The 15,236-nt window shown below is 61.2% G+C and carries 12 protein-coding genes; 6 read left to right on the top strand and 6 right to left on the bottom strand.

What is annotated here, in order from left to right; translation table 11 throughout:
• The 4 genes from ACSAMW_RS14025 to gcvH all read left to right on the top strand — a co-directional run bounded on the left by ACSAMW_RS14025 (position 1) and on the right by gcvH (position 4,215).
• Positions 1-1,002 carry an extracellular solute-binding protein gene (locus ACSAMW_RS14025; RefSeq protein WP_500590812.1) on the top strand — a complete coding sequence of 334 codons (1,002 nt, stop codon included), beginning with the start codon at positions 1-3 and terminating at the stop codon, positions 1,000-1,002.
• A gap of 74 nt (positions 1,003-1,076) precedes the next feature.
• A complete protein-coding gene (locus ACSAMW_RS14020; protein WP_500594041.1) occupies positions 1,077-2,624 on the top strand; it encodes an ABC transporter permease in 1,548 nt (515 codons plus the stop codon).
• Positions 2,625-2,708: 84 nt separating this feature from the next.
• Positions 2,709-3,788, top strand: a complete 1,080-nt coding sequence (gcvT, locus tag ACSAMW_RS14015) for a glycine cleavage system aminomethyltransferase GcvT (protein WP_500590811.1) — start codon at positions 2,709-2,711, stop codon at positions 3,786-3,788.
• Between the two features lie 43 nt (positions 3,789-3,831).
• The gene (gene gcvH, locus ACSAMW_RS14010; protein WP_500590810.1) at positions 3,832-4,215 is read left to right on the top strand and encodes a glycine cleavage system protein GcvH; all 384 of its coding nucleotides are present in this window, start codon (positions 3,832-3,834) and stop codon (positions 4,213-4,215) included.
• 94 nt (positions 4,216-4,309) lie between these two features.
• Here gcvH and ACSAMW_RS14005 read toward each other — a convergent pair whose 3' ends face one another.
• From ACSAMW_RS14005 to ACSAMW_RS13995, 3 genes are all read right to left on the bottom strand, one after another.
• Positions 4,310-4,627 (bottom strand): DUF2388 domain-containing protein, encoded by a 318-nt coding sequence (locus ACSAMW_RS14005; protein ID WP_500590809.1) that lies wholly within the window; start codon positions 4,625-4,627, stop codon positions 4,310-4,312.
• 93 nt (positions 4,628-4,720) lie between these two features.
• Positions 4,721-6,487, bottom strand: coding sequence for a GspE/PulE family protein (locus tag ACSAMW_RS14000; RefSeq protein ID WP_500590808.1), 1,767 nt, complete (start codon positions 6,485-6,487; stop codon positions 4,721-4,723).
• A gap of 102 nt (positions 6,488-6,589) precedes the next feature.
• On the bottom strand, positions 6,590-7,954 hold the full coding sequence (locus ACSAMW_RS13995; protein WP_500590807.1) for a CYTH domain-containing protein: 1,365 nt from the start codon (positions 7,952-7,954) through the stop codon (positions 6,590-6,592).
• 132 nt (positions 7,955-8,086) lie between these two features.
• On the opposite strand from ACSAMW_RS13995, the gene argE reads away from it, so the two are divergent.
• Together argE and argA are read left to right on the top strand one after the other, a co-directional pair.
• Complete coding sequence (gene argE / locus ACSAMW_RS13990) at positions 8,087-9,241, top strand: acetylornithine deacetylase (protein WP_500590806.1); 1,155 nt, start codon at positions 8,087-8,089, stop codon at positions 9,239-9,241.
• Between the two features lie 111 nt (positions 9,242-9,352).
• On the top strand, positions 9,353-10,651 hold the full coding sequence (gene argA, locus ACSAMW_RS13985; protein WP_500590805.1) for an amino-acid N-acetyltransferase: 1,299 nt from the start codon (positions 9,353-9,355) through the stop codon (positions 10,649-10,651).
• Between the two features lie 35 nt (positions 10,652-10,686).
• Here the strand turns inward: argA and gshA are convergent, their stop codons facing one another.
• The 3 genes from gshA to ACSAMW_RS13970 form a co-directional block, all read right to left on the bottom strand.
• Positions 10,687-12,270: a glutamate--cysteine ligase gene (gene gshA / locus ACSAMW_RS13980; RefSeq protein ID WP_500590804.1), complete on the bottom strand. Its 1,584-nt coding sequence runs from the start codon at positions 12,268-12,270 to the stop codon at positions 10,687-10,689.
• Between the two features lie 166 nt (positions 12,271-12,436).
• Positions 12,437-12,820 carry a PaaI family thioesterase gene (locus ACSAMW_RS13975; protein WP_500590803.1) on the bottom strand — a complete coding sequence of 128 codons (384 nt, stop codon included), beginning with the start codon at positions 12,818-12,820 and terminating at the stop codon, positions 12,437-12,439.
• Positions 12,820-15,141, bottom strand: a complete 2,322-nt coding sequence (locus ACSAMW_RS13970; RefSeq protein WP_500590802.1) for a Tex family protein — start codon at positions 15,139-15,141, stop codon at positions 12,820-12,822. Before ACSAMW_RS13970 ends, ACSAMW_RS13975 begins: the two co-directional genes overlap by 1 nt.
• Positions 15,142-15,236 lie beyond the last annotated feature (95 nt).

The following is a 15,236-nucleotide window of genomic DNA, read 5'->3' as shown; positions in this document are numbered from 1 at the left end:
ATGCCTCTTGTCTCGCGCGTGTTCGCTGGGCTAGCGCTTTCCCTCTGCAGTGTTTTGGCCCATGCCAAGGATGAAGTGGTGGTGTACTCGTCACGTATCGACGAGCTCATCAAGCCTGTGTTCGATGCCTATACCGCGCATACCGGGGTGCCTATCCGCTTCATCACGGACAAGGAAGCCCCACTGATGCAGCGGATCAAGGCTGAAGGCGCAAATACACCTGCGGACCTGCTGCTGACCGTCGATGCAGGCAACCTGTGGCAAGCCGAGCAAATGGGCATTCTGCAACCGGTGGAATCCCCCCTTATCGATTCCCGTATTCCCGCGCAGTACCGGTCTTCGACCCATGCCTGGACAGGGCTCAGCCTACGCGCACGCACCATTGCCTATTCAACCGACCGCGTAAAACCCGAAGCCTTGTCCACGTATGAGGCGCTGGCAGGTGAAGCCTGGGAAGGCCGCCTGTGCCTGCGCACCGCCAAAAAAGTGTACAACCAGTCCCTTACGGCCACCTTGATCGAAACCCACGGGCCAGCCGAAGCGGAGAAAGTGGTCAGCGGCTGGGTAAACAACCTGTCTACGGATGTATTTTCCGATGATCTTTCCGTGCTCCAGGCCATTGCCGCCGGCCAATGCGACGTGGGCATCGTGAACAGCTACTACTATGGGCGCCTGCACCGGGAAAACCCAGACCTGCCGGTTCGGTTGTATTGGCCTAATCAGGAAGGCCGGGGTGTTCACGTAAATCTTTCGGGTATTGGGCTTACGCGCCATGCGCCTCATCCACAAGCTGCCAAAGCCCTCATGGAGTGGCTGACCGGGCCCGATGCCCAGGCTATCTTTGCCGAGGTCAACCAGGAATTCCCTGCCAACCCTCAAGTGGCGCCTTCCGCGGAAGTCGCTAGCTGGGGCACGTTCAAGGCAGACCCTGTTGCCGTGGAGGTTGCCGGGCAACGGCAGGCTGAAGCGATCCGGCTCATGGACAGGGCGGGCTGGAACTGACTGCCCCGGCTTCATCAGGTACAGGGCGTTGGTACTTGGTCACCGCCGTGCTGGCGTCTCTGGTGTTGCTCCCAATGGTTGTGCTGGTAGCGGCCTGGGGCGATATCCAGGCTGATATCTGGGTGCACCTGTGGCACACCCAGCTACCCAGGGTGCTGGGCAATACCCTGAAGCTGGCTACAGGGGTGGCGGTGGGTGTGACCCTGCTGGGTGTCAGCCTTGCCTGGCTGACCAGCCTCTGCGAATTCCCTGGGCGGCGCTGGCTGGATTGGGCCCTCATGCTGCCATTCGCGATACCGGCTTATGTGCTGGCGTTCGTATTTGTGGGCTTGCTTGATTTCTCCGGCCCTGTGCAAACCCTGTTGCGGGAGTGGTTTGGTGCTGGCACCCGCTTGCCGCGCGTGCGCTCCACAGGCGGCGTGATCACAGTGCTTGTGCTGGTGTTCTATCCCTATGTCTACCTGCTGGCGCGGTCTGCATTCCTGGCGCAGGGGCGCGGGCTGAGCGAAGCCGCAAGGCTGCTAGGGTGTACGCCTTGGGGCGCTTTCTGGCGCATTGGGCTGCCCGTGGCGCGCCCTGCGATTGCTGCTGGCGTGTCCTTGGCCTTGATGGAAACGCTGGCAGACTTCGGTGCTGTGTCCGTGTTCAATTTCGACACCTTCACGACGCTTGTCTACAAGACCTGGTACGGGTTCTTCAGTCTCGGTACAGCCGCCCAGCTAGCCAGCCTGTTGCTGCTGATGGTCATGATCGGCCTTGGGCTGGAACGCTGTAGCCGCGGCCGGGCGGGCGCTGCCCACGAGCGTGCACGAACCGCCCCTCTGTATCGGCTGACAGGGTTCAAGGCCTGGCTCGCCACCGCCTGGTGTGCGGGAGTATTCGCCTGTGCATTTGCGATTCCCATGCTGCAGCTGCTGCTGTGGTGGTGGCGTCGAGGGCGGTTCGATCTGGACGAACGCTATATGGCGCTGGTCAGCCACAGCCTGTACCTGGGGGTTGGGGTAGCGTTGCTCACTGTGGCGGCGTCGCTGCTGCTAGCGTTTGCCCGGCGGCGCGTTCCGCGCTTCGAAGTGCGCATGGGTGTTGCCATTGCGAACCTGGGCTATGCCCTCCCAGGGTCCGTCCTGGCCGTGGCAATCATGCTTGCCTTCAGTTACCTGGACCGGGTTGTGGTCATCCCTTTGGTACACGGGTTTGGCGGGCCTGCCCAGCCCGTGTTGCTCGGTAGCCTGGCGGGGCTGCTGCTGGCCTGCTTGGTGCGGTTCCTGGCGGTGGCCTACGGGCCGCTGGAGGCAGCGCTGTCAAGGGTACGGCCTTCATTGCCCGAAGCGGCACGCAGCCTGGGGTCAGGTGGTTTCATGCTGTTCAGGCGCCTGTACCTACCTCTGCTGGCGCCAGCTGCCATGAGTGCTGCCTTGCTGGTATTTGTAGACGTTATCAAGGAAATGCCAGCAACGCTGCTGATGCGGCCATTTGGCTGGGATACGCTGGCCGTGCGTGTATTTGAGATGACCAGCGAAGGTGAATGGGCCCGGGCCTCGTTACCCGCGCTTAGCCTGGTGCTAGTGGGGCTCGTGCCTGTAGTGATGCTGATCCGCCGTTCAGCGCGGCCCCGGGCATAGGCACTGTACTCATATGCCAGGGTGCCAGAGGCCAGGATGAAGGCTACAATGCCGCGCATTCGCAGCGCGGGGAAGGAGAGCGCCATGGGATTGCGTACACCGCTGTACGACCAGCATCTGGCGCTTGGCGCCAAGATGGTCGATTTTGGCGGCTGGAACATGCCATTGCACTACGGGTCGCAGGTTGAAGAGCACCACGAAGTGCGGCAAGCCTGTGGCGTGTTCGATGTGTCGCACATGGCCGTGATCGATATCGCCGGGCCCGAAGCGCACACTTGGTTGCGCCAATTGCTGGCCAATGACATCGACCAGCTAGCTGTGGCAGGTCAGGCGCTCTACAGTGCCATGCTCAATCCTATGGGCGGCGTGATCGATGACCTGATCGTATACCGGCGGGAAGCCAGTTACCGCCTTGTGGTCAACGCGGCCACACGCAGCAAGGACCTCGCCTGGTTGCGCCTGCAGGCTGAAGGCGTTGCCGTAGAAGTAATTGAGCAGACCGAGGTCGCTATCCTCGCGGTGCAGGGGCCTACTGCCCGGGAGCGGGTGGCGAGCGTGCTCGGTGGTTCACGCGCTACATTGATTCGTCGCCTGGAGCCTTTTGAAGCCGGTGAAGATCACGGCTGGTTCATCGCACGCACGGGCTACACCGGCGAGGATGGGCTGGAGATCATTGTCCCGGCAGCGGACGTGTGTGCCCTGTTCAACGACCTGGTAGGGGCCGGTATTTCGCCCATCGGGCTTGGGGCACGTGACACGCTGCGCCTGGAGGCCGGCCTGAACCTCTATGGCCAGGAAATGGATGAAGCGCATTCGCCCTGGGTGTCCAACCTAGGCTGGACCCTGGCCATGGAGCCTGCAGGGCGTCCGTTTATTGGGCGCGCTGCCCTCGAAGCGGAAATGGCCTCTGGGCCGCCTTCACGGCTAGTGGGGTTAGTGCTTGAGGAGCGGGGTGTGCTACGTGCTCATCAGGTCGTTCGCCTCAACCAGCACCAAGGTGAAATCACCAGTGGTGGTTTTTCGCCTACGCTGAACAAGTCCATAGCCCTGGCACGCGTGCCACGGCAGACGCCCGAACGGGCGGAAGTGGAAATTCGTGGCAAGTGGTACCCTGTGCGGGTGGTGAAACCCACCTTCGTGCGACATGGCAAAATTCTGATCTGACCGCCAACCGTGGCAAGCCCCCGTTTACCTTTGAGGACCCTCCATGAGCAATATCCCCGCTGAACTTCGTTATGCCGCAAGCCATGAATGGGCTCGCCTGGAAGCCGATGGCACCGTCACTGTTGGCATTTCCGATCACGCTCAGGAAGCCTTGGGTGACGTGGTGTTCGTCGAGCTGCCTGATATCGGCAAGTCAGTGACCGCTGAGGATCAGGTTGCGGTGGTGGAATCAGTGAAAGCAGCTTCGGATATCTACGCACCGGTCAGCGGTGAAGTAATCGAAGTCAACGAAGCCTTGGGCGATGCACCAGAAAGTGTGAACACAGACCCCTATGGCACATGGTTCTTCAAGATAAAGCCTGCAGATGCTGCTGATCTTGAAAAATTGCTCGATGCAAATGGCTACAGGTCCGCTATCGGCGAATAAGCCGGTGGTCACGGGCCGGACGGCAGGTGCCCGGCGAGCACGTAAACAATCCCACCGGGTCGAATGCGTCCAGCCTGCAGGCCAGCTTGGATGCTTATTGGTCAGCCAATGCGTTTTTGGCAAGGATTGCGTTGGCCAGGTCCATGTCGGAAGCGCTCAGGCCTGGCTGGTCAGCCCTTAACTGGGTAATGGCAGCCTCAAGGTAAGGGCCACGGATTTCCCCGTTGCTGGCGACGAAGCTACCGGCGTCATCTTGCGTAGCCACTACCAACTTGTGATCACGCGATGTCAGGTAGGTGGAGCCAGTGGTTGCCCCTGAGGACAGCACATTGCGCCAGAAGGGATCGGCCATGGCCGAAGCGAGGGGCAAGGAGGCGAGCGCGAGGGTTGCTACAGCAAGTTTGACACGCATGACTGCGTACTCCGAGTGGTGTTGTTATCCACCCCGTTTGAGCGTTTGCGCAGGGCGAGAGTTCCACCACGTGCCCATGGTAGTACGGCGCTTTCAGGCAAGCCCCGGGACCACTCGCAAGGCCTCGGCCAGGCTCGTCTGGCCAGCGGCCACCAACCGTGCAGCTGCCATACGCAAGGGCTTCATGCCGCCTTTGCACGCCACTTGCCGAACCTGAGCCAGATCAGGTGCTGGCCCAACGCACTGGGCCAAGGGCTCGTCCATCACCATCAGTTCATAGACGCCAGCACGGCCCTTATAGCCTGAGCCGCCACACAGGTCACACCCTTTGGGCGCATAAGCCGTCGCACGGGGCGAGCCTTCCTCTGGGGTTACAAGGCTGCGCCAACCCACTTCAGCCAGTGGCTGGCGGAGCTTGCAGTGTGGGCACAACAGGCGTAACAGGCGTTGGGCCATAACGCCGAGCAGGGTTGCCCTCACCAAGTAGCTGGGAATGCCTAGTTCTAGCAGCCGTGTGAGGGCGCCCGGTGCATCATTGGTGTGCAGGGTGGACAGCACCAAGTGCCCAGTCAACGCCGCCTGAACCGCCATATGGGCGGTTTCCTTGTCCCGGATTTCCCCGATCATGATGATGTCCGGGTCCTGGCGCATCAGCGCACGTATGCCTTCGGCAAAGCCCAGTTCAATGGCAGGGCGCACCTGCATCTGGTTAAAGGCAGGCTCCACCATTTCAATAGGGTCTTCAATGGTGCACAGATTGACCGCCCGCGTAGCCAACTGGTGGAGGCTGGCGTATAGGGTGGTGGTTTTTCCAGAACCAGTGGGGCCCGTGACCAGGATAATGCCGTGAGGGCGCCCCAGCAGTGCCTGCCAGCGCTGCAGGTCAGTGCGGGAAAGCCCAAGCGCTGATAGCCCTTGCTTGAGCACGCCTGGGTCAAAAATACGTAACACCATTTTTTCGCCAAAGGCCGTGGGCAGGGTGGCCATTCGCAGTTCTACTACGGTCCCGTCGTGTGCCTGTGTTTTTACCCGGCCGTCCTGAGGTTTGCGTTTTTCTGCAACGTTCATGCGCCCGAGCGATTTGAGCCGGCTGATGACTGCAAGGGTGACAGGTGCGGGAAACTGGTGGGCATCGCGCAGTACTCCGTCGATCCGCAAGCGGATGTCACCTTGTTCGCGGCGAGGCTCGATATGAATATCGCTGGCGCCTTGCTCGAAGGCGTACTTGAACAGCCACTCTACGATCTGCACAACAGGTGCCTCGTAGCTTGCTGCGCTTTCTTGCACACCTTGCAAGGGCAGCAATTGCTCGAACGCATCCCCATAGGCCACCGGCCCCTGGCTTTTGGCACCACTGACCGATTGGGCCAACTGGAAGGAATCATCAATCAAGTGGCGCAGCACGACAGGGTTGGCTATCACGCGCTGGATGGTTTTCCTACACGCCTGGGCCAGGTCAGCCTCCCACCCCCGGATACCCGGCTGGGCGCTTGCGACAGTAAGGCTGTGTTCATCCGCTGCCACGGCCAGAATCTGATGGTGCCGGGCAAAAGCGGCTGGCATAGAGGTAGTGACCAGCCGCCGGCCCAGCTTGAGCGGGTCCAGCCGCACGTAGCGTTGGCCCACATGCTCCGCCAACCAAATACAGAGGGCTTCAAGGTGCAATGGCTGCCCAGGCGCCATGAGGTCGTCCAGCGCCAGTGCAGCGATGAATTCAAGTGGGTGAGTGCCCGGGCTATCGTTCCGAGACGTGAGCGCAAGGTCGGCAGCCGCGGGTGCAAGGCGCTTCTGGCGAACCAGTGCCTGGAGGAGTCCAGCAAGGTCGAGCGGCGTATCTTCTGTGTAGGAGGCAAAGGCCATGGCGTGTCCTGTGCGGTGAGGGGCATCCTTGCCCGGCCGGGAAATCCTACCCCGGCCTCACCTCCAGTGCAGGCGGCAACTGTCAGCGCATATGTGCGTGCTTCAGCGCGACAAGGCCTTCCAGGCGCGGGTACGGCTGACGACAGCCGCCTGGTCTGCACGCGGCTGCAGCACGTCGTCGCTGACCGGCAGGCTGGCCAGGGTATGCAGCTTGTTCAACTCCCCATACAGGCGGTCGGTTTCTTCCACCGCCAGCACATGGCGGGCGTGGCGCAGCCACACTTGCACACGCTCTATGCGTGGCAGCTGTTCGGCGAGGTCCTCAGGCTGCATTTCGTAACGTTCCAGCTTCAGGGCACCGGTTTCTTCCTTGAGGAACGTAGCCAGCCAATTGGCCAAGGCCGCTTGCCCCTGGCGGTTGCCACGGTTGGCGCGCTCTACCGTCCAGCTGCGCGCCAGCAGCCAGCGCGACAGGCTCAGCGAGAAATGGCCCCAACGCGGGTCCGTCAGCTCCTCGATGAATTGCTCTGGGGCCGCGGCACGGATGTCTTCATCGTCCTGACCGGCATCCAGCAGTGGGCGCCAGTCTTCAAGCAGTGCGTCCAGTTCTGTACGCAGGTCATGCGTAGTGGGGCGAGGCGCAGCCTGGCCCAGGCTACCCAAAAGTGCACGAAGCTCGATGAGCTGCTGTACCCAGTCTTGAAGCAAGCGCCATTGGCCAGTGTGCCGATACTGTTCGGCCAGCCGCTGGCTGCTGCCCAGCAGGTGCCAGGCAATTGACGTAAAAGCATCGTCCAGGGGCTGGTCCGCTTCCAGGCTAGGCGCCGGTATGGCGAGGGTATAGCTGGCAGGGTCGAGCAGGCGGTATCCACGTTCAGCTTTGCTGATATCGCAGGGCATCAGGGGCAGGCTGGCGGCCAGCTCATGGGCCAGTTCCAACAGGGCGGCAGCGTCGCCTTCGCGCAGTTCCAGCTCCAGCTCGCAGATCTCTTCCGACAGTTTGCCGGCTGTGACCTTGCCCAGGTCTAGGGCGGCCTCGATCACGACCTTGGCTTTGCCGCGGCCCCAGGCAATTTCGGCCTTCTCGCGTACGAAGTCGGTAGTGAACAAGGGTTTGATGGTTTTCTTGTCCAGCTCGGCCAGGTCAGCCGGCCAGCAACTGTCGTCCAGCTTTTTCAGGTCCAGTTTGGCTTTGGCCAGGGGCCAGTCGAATTCGTTGCGCTCGGACAGCCCGGCAATGCTCTGGCCACGGGTTTTAAGCGTCTGGATCACGTCTTCCCCGTCCTTTCGCAGGCGTAATGCCACGCGTGCCTGCGCCAAGTCGCGTTCAGGAGTATCGAAATACTGGTTGAACAACTCGTGACGGGACCATCCACTTTTGTTACGTTTTTTCAGCAGGGGATGCTCGCGCAAGGCAGCCAGTGTTTCGCGGCTGACGCGCAATTTGATTTCGGTTTCTTTGTGCATGGTGGGTATTTCCAGACGCAGACAAGGCGTAGCGTAGAGGCAAGTAGCCTGGCAGTGTACAGCAGTCACAGGGCCTATGCCCCCGGCCCTGGTCGGTCCGCCACCCGTTCATAATGCTTCAAGGAGTATGCGATGCCTTTGCCGACACTCAAGGAACGCTTTGCCGCCCTGGTGGCCACCCCCTCGGTGAGCTGTACTCAGCCCAGCCTCGACCAAAGCAATGGCCCGGTGATCCACCTGTTGGCAGGCTGGCTGTCCGAGCTGGGATTCAAGTGCGATGTGCGCGAAGTGTCAGCGGGTAAATACAACTTGCTGGCCTCATATGGCACGGGCCCTGGCGGCCTTGTGCTGGCGGGCCATAGCGACACGGTGCCCTATGACGAACGCTTGTGGGCCACAGACCCGCTGAAGTTGACCGAGGTGGATGGGCGCTGGGTAGGCCTGGGTAGCTGCGACATGAAGGGCTTCTTCGCGCTGGTGATCGAAGCGGTTCGCCCTTTGCTGGCCCAGCCCTTCCGCCAGCCTTTGCTGATCCTGGCCACCTGTGACGAAGAAAGCTCCATGGCCGGCGCCAAGGCACTGGCCCGAGAAGGTGCGCCCTTGGGCAGGGCAGCCGTCATTGGCGAGCCCACCGGCCTGCGGCCTGTGCGCCTGCATAAAGGCGTGATGATGGAGCGCATCGATATCCTGGGGCGCAGTGGCCATTCTTCTGACCCGAGCTTGGGCCACAGCGCGCTGGAAGCCATGCATGAGTCGATTGGTGCGCTGATGGGCCTGAGGCAGGAATGGCAGACACGCTATCAGAACCCCCAGTTCGGCGTGCCCCAGCCCACCCTGAACTTTGGCTGCATTCACGGAGGTGATAACCCCAACCGTATCTGCGGGCAATGCTCCATGGAGTTTGACCTGCGCCCTCTGCCGGGCATGGACCCTGCCATGCTGCGCGAAGCCATTGCTGAAAAACTTCGCCCTGTTGCAGAGCGCCACCACGTGGAAATTAACTACAAGCCGCTGTTCTCTGAGGTGTCGCCGTTCGAAGAGCCGGCAGGCAGCGAACTGGTGCAGGTTGCAGAAAAACTCACCGGCCATCGGGCAGAAGCGGTGGCATTCGGAACAGAGGCCCCGTATCTTCAACAGCTCGGCTGCCAGACCATTGTCTTGGGGCCAGGCGATATTGCCTGTGCGCACCAGCCAGGGGAATTCCTTGAAATGTCACGTTTGAACCCTACGCTGCGTCTGATCCAGGACCTTGTTGAACATTATTGCCTGCGGCCTGCTGAAGCCTAGCCGTGGAACCTACAGAAAAAGGAGATGTGCGCGTGTTGCCAGGCCTGTTACGACGATAACCGTCCCCATTCCCCGCACTCTATCCGTTCCAATTTCTGTACAGGCTGCTCCATGTTCGAATACGTCAATTGGCTTCGCCATGCTTCTCCTTACATCAACGCCCACCGGGACTGTACCTTTGTTGTGATGCTGCCCGGTGACGGCATTGAGCACCCCAACTTCGGCAACATCGTTCACGACCTGGTGCTGCTCCATAGCCTGGGCGTGCGCCTGGTGCTGGTGCACGGGTCGCGCCCGCAGATCGAAAGCCGGCTGGCGCAGCGTGGCCTTACGCCTCATTACCATAGAGGGCTGCGTATCACCGATGGCCCTACGCTGGAATGCGTGATCGATGCGGTGGGCTACCTGCGGGTGGCCATCGAGGCCCGCCTGTCGATGGACATGGCGTCCTCGCCGATGCAGGGCGCCCGCCTTCGTGTAGCCAGCGGCAACCTGGTCACCGCACGCCCTATTGGCGTAGTGGAAGGTGTGGATTACCACCACACCGGTGAAGTACGGCGGATCGACCGCAAAGGCATCAACCGCCTGCTGGATGAGCGCACCATTGTATTGCTGTCCCCTTTGGGGTATTCCCCGACTGGGGAGATTTTCAATATTGCCTGCGAAGACGTGGCCACCCGCGCAGCTATCGACCTAGCAGCTGACAAGCTGCTGCTGTTCGGCGCCGAGCCTGGCCTGCTGGACGCGCGCGGCCAGCTGGTGCGCGAACTGCGCCCTCAGCAGGTGCCCGCTCATCTGGAACGCTTGGGCAGTGATTACCAAGGTGAGTTGCTGGACGCTGCTGCGCAGGCCTGTCGCGGGGGTGTGGCCCGCAGCCATATTGTCAGCTATGCCGAAAATGGTGCGCTGCTGGCGGAGTTGTTCACCCGCAACGGTAGCGGCACACTGGTCGCCCAAGAGCAGTTCGAACAGGTACGCGAAGCCAACATCGGAGACGTTGGCGGTCTGATCGAGCTGATCAGCCCCCTGGAGGAGCAAGGCATTCTTGTGCGGCGCTCGCGAGAAGTGCTGGAGCGCGAGATCGAACAATTCAGTGTAGTAGAGCGTGAGGGCATGATCATCGCCTGTGCCGCGCTCTACCCGATTCCTGATTCAGAAGCAGGCGAGCTGGCCTGCCTGGCCGTGAACCCGGAATACCGCCATGGTGGCCGAGGCGATGAGTTGCTGGAGCGCATTGAGGCGCGGGCACGCCAGCAGGGCCTCTCAACGTTGTTCGTGCTTACCACGCGCACGGCGCACTGGTTCCGCGAGCGGGGCTTCAGCCCTAGCAGTGTAGAGCGGCTGCCGGCAGCGCGGGCCTCGCTCTACAACTTCACACGTAATTCGAAGATCTTCGAGAAAACGCTGTAGGTTCGGCCCTGCCGCCCGGTGTTTGGCTCACCGGGCTACTGGCTGATGCCCAAAATGCTCGCCTGGTACGCCGACACAAACAGGTCGAACTCACCTACTTCGTCACGCTCCAGCGTATGTTGCTGCTCCAGTGACGCGCTGGCTTGTGCCTCGAAGGCATCTCGTAGCTCGGCAGGCAAAGGCGTACTGCGGAAGTACTCGGCATGGGCCAGGGTCTGGCGCATGGAGAACTGGCTGAAGCTTTCCTTGTTTTCCACCATGCTGGCCAGCACTTGGGCCGATGGTGTAAGGGAGGCATCGGCCACGCGTGCGCGCATGGTCTCCAGTGCGCGGCGGTGATCACCCATCTCGTGGCTTTGGTCCAGCAACTCGGCCAGGGGGGCAATCGACTCCAGCAACTGGTTGGCCCAGCCTTGCAAAGTGATCGCTTCGCCGTTGCGTTGCAGTACAAGCCCAGGGCGGCGGCCTTCCTTCACCACTTTCATGAAATTGTCCGTGCAATCGCTGCACTCCGGCCCTTTCAGCAAAGGGCTCTCTTCCAGGGCGCAGTACATCAGGAACGCATCTAGGAAGCGGGACTGCTCCAGGTCCACACCCGTTGGCAGGAACGGGTTGATGTCCAGGCACCGCACTTCAACATACTGAACGCCCCGGGCCATTAGCGCCTGGATCGGCCGCTCGCCGGTATACGTCACACGCTTGGGCCGAATGCTGGAGTAGTACTCGTTTTCGATCTGCAGCACATTGGTGTTGAGCTGTACCCACTCACCGTCTTTGTGGGTGCCGATGTCCACATAAGGCGGGTAGGGCGTGGCCACGGCCTTGCGCAAGCTTTCGGTGTAGCTTTGCAGGTCGTTGTAGCAGGGAGTAAGGCTGGCTTGGGCGTTGTTCTGATAGCCCAGGTCGCTCATGCGCAAGCTGGTGGCGTAGGGCAGGTATAGCGTGCTGGCGTCCAAGGTATCCAGCCGATGCGGTCGGCCACGCAGGAAGCCGATATCCAGTGCCGGTGAAGCGCCGAACAAATACATCAATAGCCAGCTGTAGCGGCGGAAGTTGCGAATCAGGCCAATGTACGCAGCAGACTGGAAGTCCCGGTCTGTACTGTCGCTGGCATCTGCCGCCCGCAGCAGGGGCCACAAAGGGGCAGGCAACGAGAAGTTGTAGTGGATACCGGCGATGCACTGCATGGTGCGCCCGTAACGTATGGACAGGCCCTTGCGGTACACGTGCTTGAGCTGGCCGATGTTGGAGCTGCCATACCAGGCCAGCGGTATGTCTTCCTCGGCCGGCAGGGCGCAAGGCATAGAAGGGGCCCATAACAATTCTTCACCCAGCGCCGTGTAAGCAAAGCGATGGATGTTATCCAGGCTTTCGAGTGTGTCGGCAGGGTCTGGCAGCGCTGGGGTGATGAACTCGACCAACGCTTCGGAGTAATCCGTGGTGATCTGTTCGTGGGTCAGCGCAGAGCCGAGCGCTTCAGGGTGCGGCGTTTGTGCCAGCCTACCCTCAACGGTTACGCGCAGGCATTCGCGCTCTATACCATGCAGGCACTGCTTGAGCAGGGGCAGGTTGGCAGGCTCGCCGAGCAAGTGCAGGCGGCGGTTCAGAAGTTCGCTCAAGTTGATGTCCTTACGCGTCGATCGCCCCGATATGGGGATGGCCGTGACGTTCTGCAAGGTCGAGGAGGCGCCTGATCGTTATCAACCTGTTCGTTACAGGTTGCGTCTGGAGGCCATTCGGCGTTGCCGCTTACGTGCCGAACTTACCCCACTTCAAGCAGCGGGGCTATAGAACGACAAAGGTACCCTGTGCCTTGGCCACCATTTTGGAAGCTTGCGACACGTGTGCTTCTACAACCAATGTCCGACGGCCGGCATGGAGTACCGTGGCCACACAGGTGACCTCACCCTCTGACACCGGCCGCAGGTAATTGATCTTGCATTCCAGGGTAGCGCTTTGCTTGTCGAAACCATGTGACGTGGAGCAGGCCAGGCCCATTGCGATATCGACCAGGCTGAACAATGCGCCCCCATGCAGTACCCCGCCACGGTTACGCAGCGGTGGCGTGAGGACGAGAGCCACTTCCGCGCGGCCCTCGTCCAGCGCCACCACCCTACAGCCCAGCAGTTGGCTGAATGCGCTTTGCGTCGCTTGTGCGGGAATATCCATCAGCGTTTCTTCAGGGCCTTGGCATTGGCGAACAGGTTTGCCATGGCGCCTGTAGCAGGTGCAGCAGTAGCGGTTTCCCGTGGTTTGGGCGTACTCGACGAGCGATTTCCGCCGGGGCGGCTGGTGCCACGGTTGCCTTCGATTTTTTCCCCAGGCGTGTCACTCATACGCATGGACAGGCCCACGCGCTTTCGCGGGATGTCCACTTCCATCACCTTGACCTTGACCACGTCACCGGCCTTCACCGCCTCGCGGGGGTCTTTCACAAACTTCTCGGACAGGGCCGAAATATGCACAAGGCCGTCCTGGTGAACACCAATGTCCACGAAGGCCCCGAAGTTTGTAACGTTGGTCACGACCCCTTCCAACACCATGCCAGGCTGTAGGTCCTTGAGGTCTTCAACGCCATCCTGGAAGGCAGCGGTCTTGAACTCGGGGCGAGGGTCACGGCCAGGTTTGTCCAGTTCCTTGATGATGTCGGTGACCGTAGGCAGGCCGAAGGTTTCATCGGTGTAGCGGGCAGGGTCCAGGCGGCGCAGGAAGCCGCTGTCGCCAATCAGCGAGCGGATATCCCGGTCGGTCTGGGCGGCAATACGTTGAACCAGCGGGTAGGCCTCGGGGTGGACGGCCGAGGCGTCCAGCGGGTTGTCACCATTCATGACCCGCAGGAAGCCTGCAGCCTGTTCGAAGGTTTTCTCACCCAGCCGGCTGACTTTTTTCAGGTCTGCGCGAGTGCGGAAAGCACCGTTGGCGTCCCGATGGCTGACAATATTCTGTGCCAGAGTGGTATTGAGGCCGGAAATGCGTGCCAGCAAGGCTACAGAGGCGGTATTCACGTCCACGCCCACGGCGTTCACGCAGTCTTCCACGACTGCATCCAGCCCACGTGCCAACTTGAGTTGGGACACATCGTGCTGGTATTGGCCCACGCCAATGGACTTGGGATCGATCTTCACCAATTCGGCGAGGGGATCCTGCAAGCGGCGCGCAATGGATACGGCACCACGGATCGACACATCCAGGTCGGGGAATTCCCGTGCAGCCAGCTCCGAAGCGGAATAGACCGAGGCGCCGGCCTCAGACACCATGACCTTGGTGAGTTTCAGCGCCGGGTATTTCTTGATCAGTTCGGCAGCCAGCTTGTCGCTCTCGCGGCTGGCCGTGCCGTTGCCGATCGCGATGAGGTCCACATTGTGCTTGGTGCAAAGGGCGCCCAGCACGGCCAGGGTCTGGTCCCACTGGTTCTTGGGAACGTGGGGGTAGACGGTTGCGGTATCCAGCAGCTTGCCCGTGGCATCGACCACGGCCACCTTGCAGCCGGTGCGCAGGCCAGGGTCCAGCCCAAGCGTGGCACGCGGGCCGGCAGGCGCGGCCAGCAGCAGGTCATGCAGGTTGTGGGCAAACACATTGATGGCTTCCGCTTCGGCGTGCTCGCGCAGCTCCCCCAGCAGGTCGTTTTCCAGGGACGTGTACAGCTTGACCTTCCACGTCCAGCGCACCACTTCGGCCAGCCACTTGTCTGCAGGGCGGCCCTGGTTTTTCAGGCCCACCTGTTCAGCCACCATTAGCTCGCAAGGGTGAAGCGTACCGGGCGCTTCGTCCCCCACCTTGAGCGATACGGCCAGGATACCTTCGTTGCGGCCCCGAAAGATGGCCAGCGCCCGATGGGAGGGTGCATTCTTCAAAGGCTCATCATGCTCAAAGTAGTCGCGGAACTTGGCGCCTTCTTCTTCCTTGCCGGGTACGACACGGGCGGCGAGGGTGGCTTGCTCCCCAAGGAAGCTCCTCAGGCGACCCAGCAAGCTGGCGTCCTCTGCAAAACGCTCCATCAGGATGTACTTGGCACCTTCCAGCACGGCGCGAACATCCGGTAATCCTTTTTCGACGTCCACGAAGCGGGCGGCTTCGGCCTCCGGTACCAGCATGGGGTCGGCCAGTACGCTGTCGGCCAGTTCGCCCAGGCCTGCTTCAAGGGCAATCTGCCCTTTGGTGCGGCGCTTCTGCTTGTAGGGAAGGTAAAGGTCTTCAAGGCGTGTCTTGGTATCGGCCAAGCGGATGTCCCGGGCCAGTTCCGGAGTAAGCTTGCCTTGCTCCTCGATACTGGCCAGGATGCTGGCCCGGCGATCGTCCAGTTCGCGCAGGTAGCGCAGCCGCTCTTCCAGGTGGCGCAGCTGGGTGTCGTCCAGGCTGCCGGTCACTTCCTTGCGGTAACGTGCGATGAAGGGCACTGTGGAGCCTTCGTCGAGCAGCGCTACCGCAGCCTCCACCTGTTGTGGGCGCACGCCCAGTTCTTCGGCGATGCGGCTGTTGATGCTTTCCATAAAACCACCTGAATGACTGTGATGCCTGCGCCTGCAAGGTACAGGCGGCAAACCGGGCCGGGCACTCGCCGGCGCAAAAAGCGTCGCATTATAAC

This window comes from Pseudomonas sp. AB39(2026) (assembly GCF_059831485.1).
This window is presented reverse-complemented; position numbering and strand designations above follow the sequence as displayed.

What these genes read in the sequence shown, in the direction of transcription:
- gcvH (WP_500590810.1), top strand. Translation starts at nt 3,832, where the DNA reads ATGAGCAATATCCCCGCTGAACTTCGTTATGCCGCAAGCCATGAATGG.
- gcvT (WP_500590811.1), top strand. Translation starts at nt 2,709, where the DNA reads ATGGGATTGCGTACACCGCTGTACGACCAGCATCTGGCGCTTGGCGCC.
- ACSAMW_RS13975 (WP_500590803.1), bottom strand. Translation starts at nt 12,820, where the DNA reads ATGGATATTCCCGCACAAGCGACGCAAAGCGCATTCAGCCAACTGCTG.
- ACSAMW_RS14005 (WP_500590809.1), bottom strand. Translation starts at nt 4,627, where the DNA reads ATGCGTGTCAAACTTGCTGTAGCAACCCTCGCGCTCGCCTCCTTGCCC.
- argE (WP_500590806.1), top strand. Translation starts at nt 8,087, where the DNA reads ATGCCTTTGCCGACACTCAAGGAACGCTTTGCCGCCCTGGTGGCCACC.
- ACSAMW_RS13970 (WP_500590802.1), bottom strand. Translation starts at nt 15,141, where the DNA reads ATGGAAAGCATCAACAGCCGCATCGCCGAAGAACTGGGCGTGCGCCCA.
- ACSAMW_RS13995 (WP_500590807.1), bottom strand. Translation starts at nt 7,954, where the DNA reads ATGCACAAAGAAACCGAAATCAAATTGCGCGTCAGCCGCGAAACACTG.
- ACSAMW_RS14020 (WP_500594041.1), top strand. Translation starts at nt 1,077, where the DNA reads ATGGTTGTGCTGGTAGCGGCCTGGGGCGATATCCAGGCTGATATCTGG.
- ACSAMW_RS14025 (WP_500590812.1), top strand. Translation starts at nt 1, where the DNA reads ATGCCTCTTGTCTCGCGCGTGTTCGCTGGGCTAGCGCTTTCCCTCTGC.
- argA (WP_500590805.1), top strand. Translation starts at nt 9,353, where the DNA reads ATGTTCGAATACGTCAATTGGCTTCGCCATGCTTCTCCTTACATCAAC.
- ACSAMW_RS14000 (WP_500590808.1), bottom strand. Translation starts at nt 6,487, where the DNA reads ATGGCCTTTGCCTCCTACACAGAAGATACGCCGCTCGACCTTGCTGGA.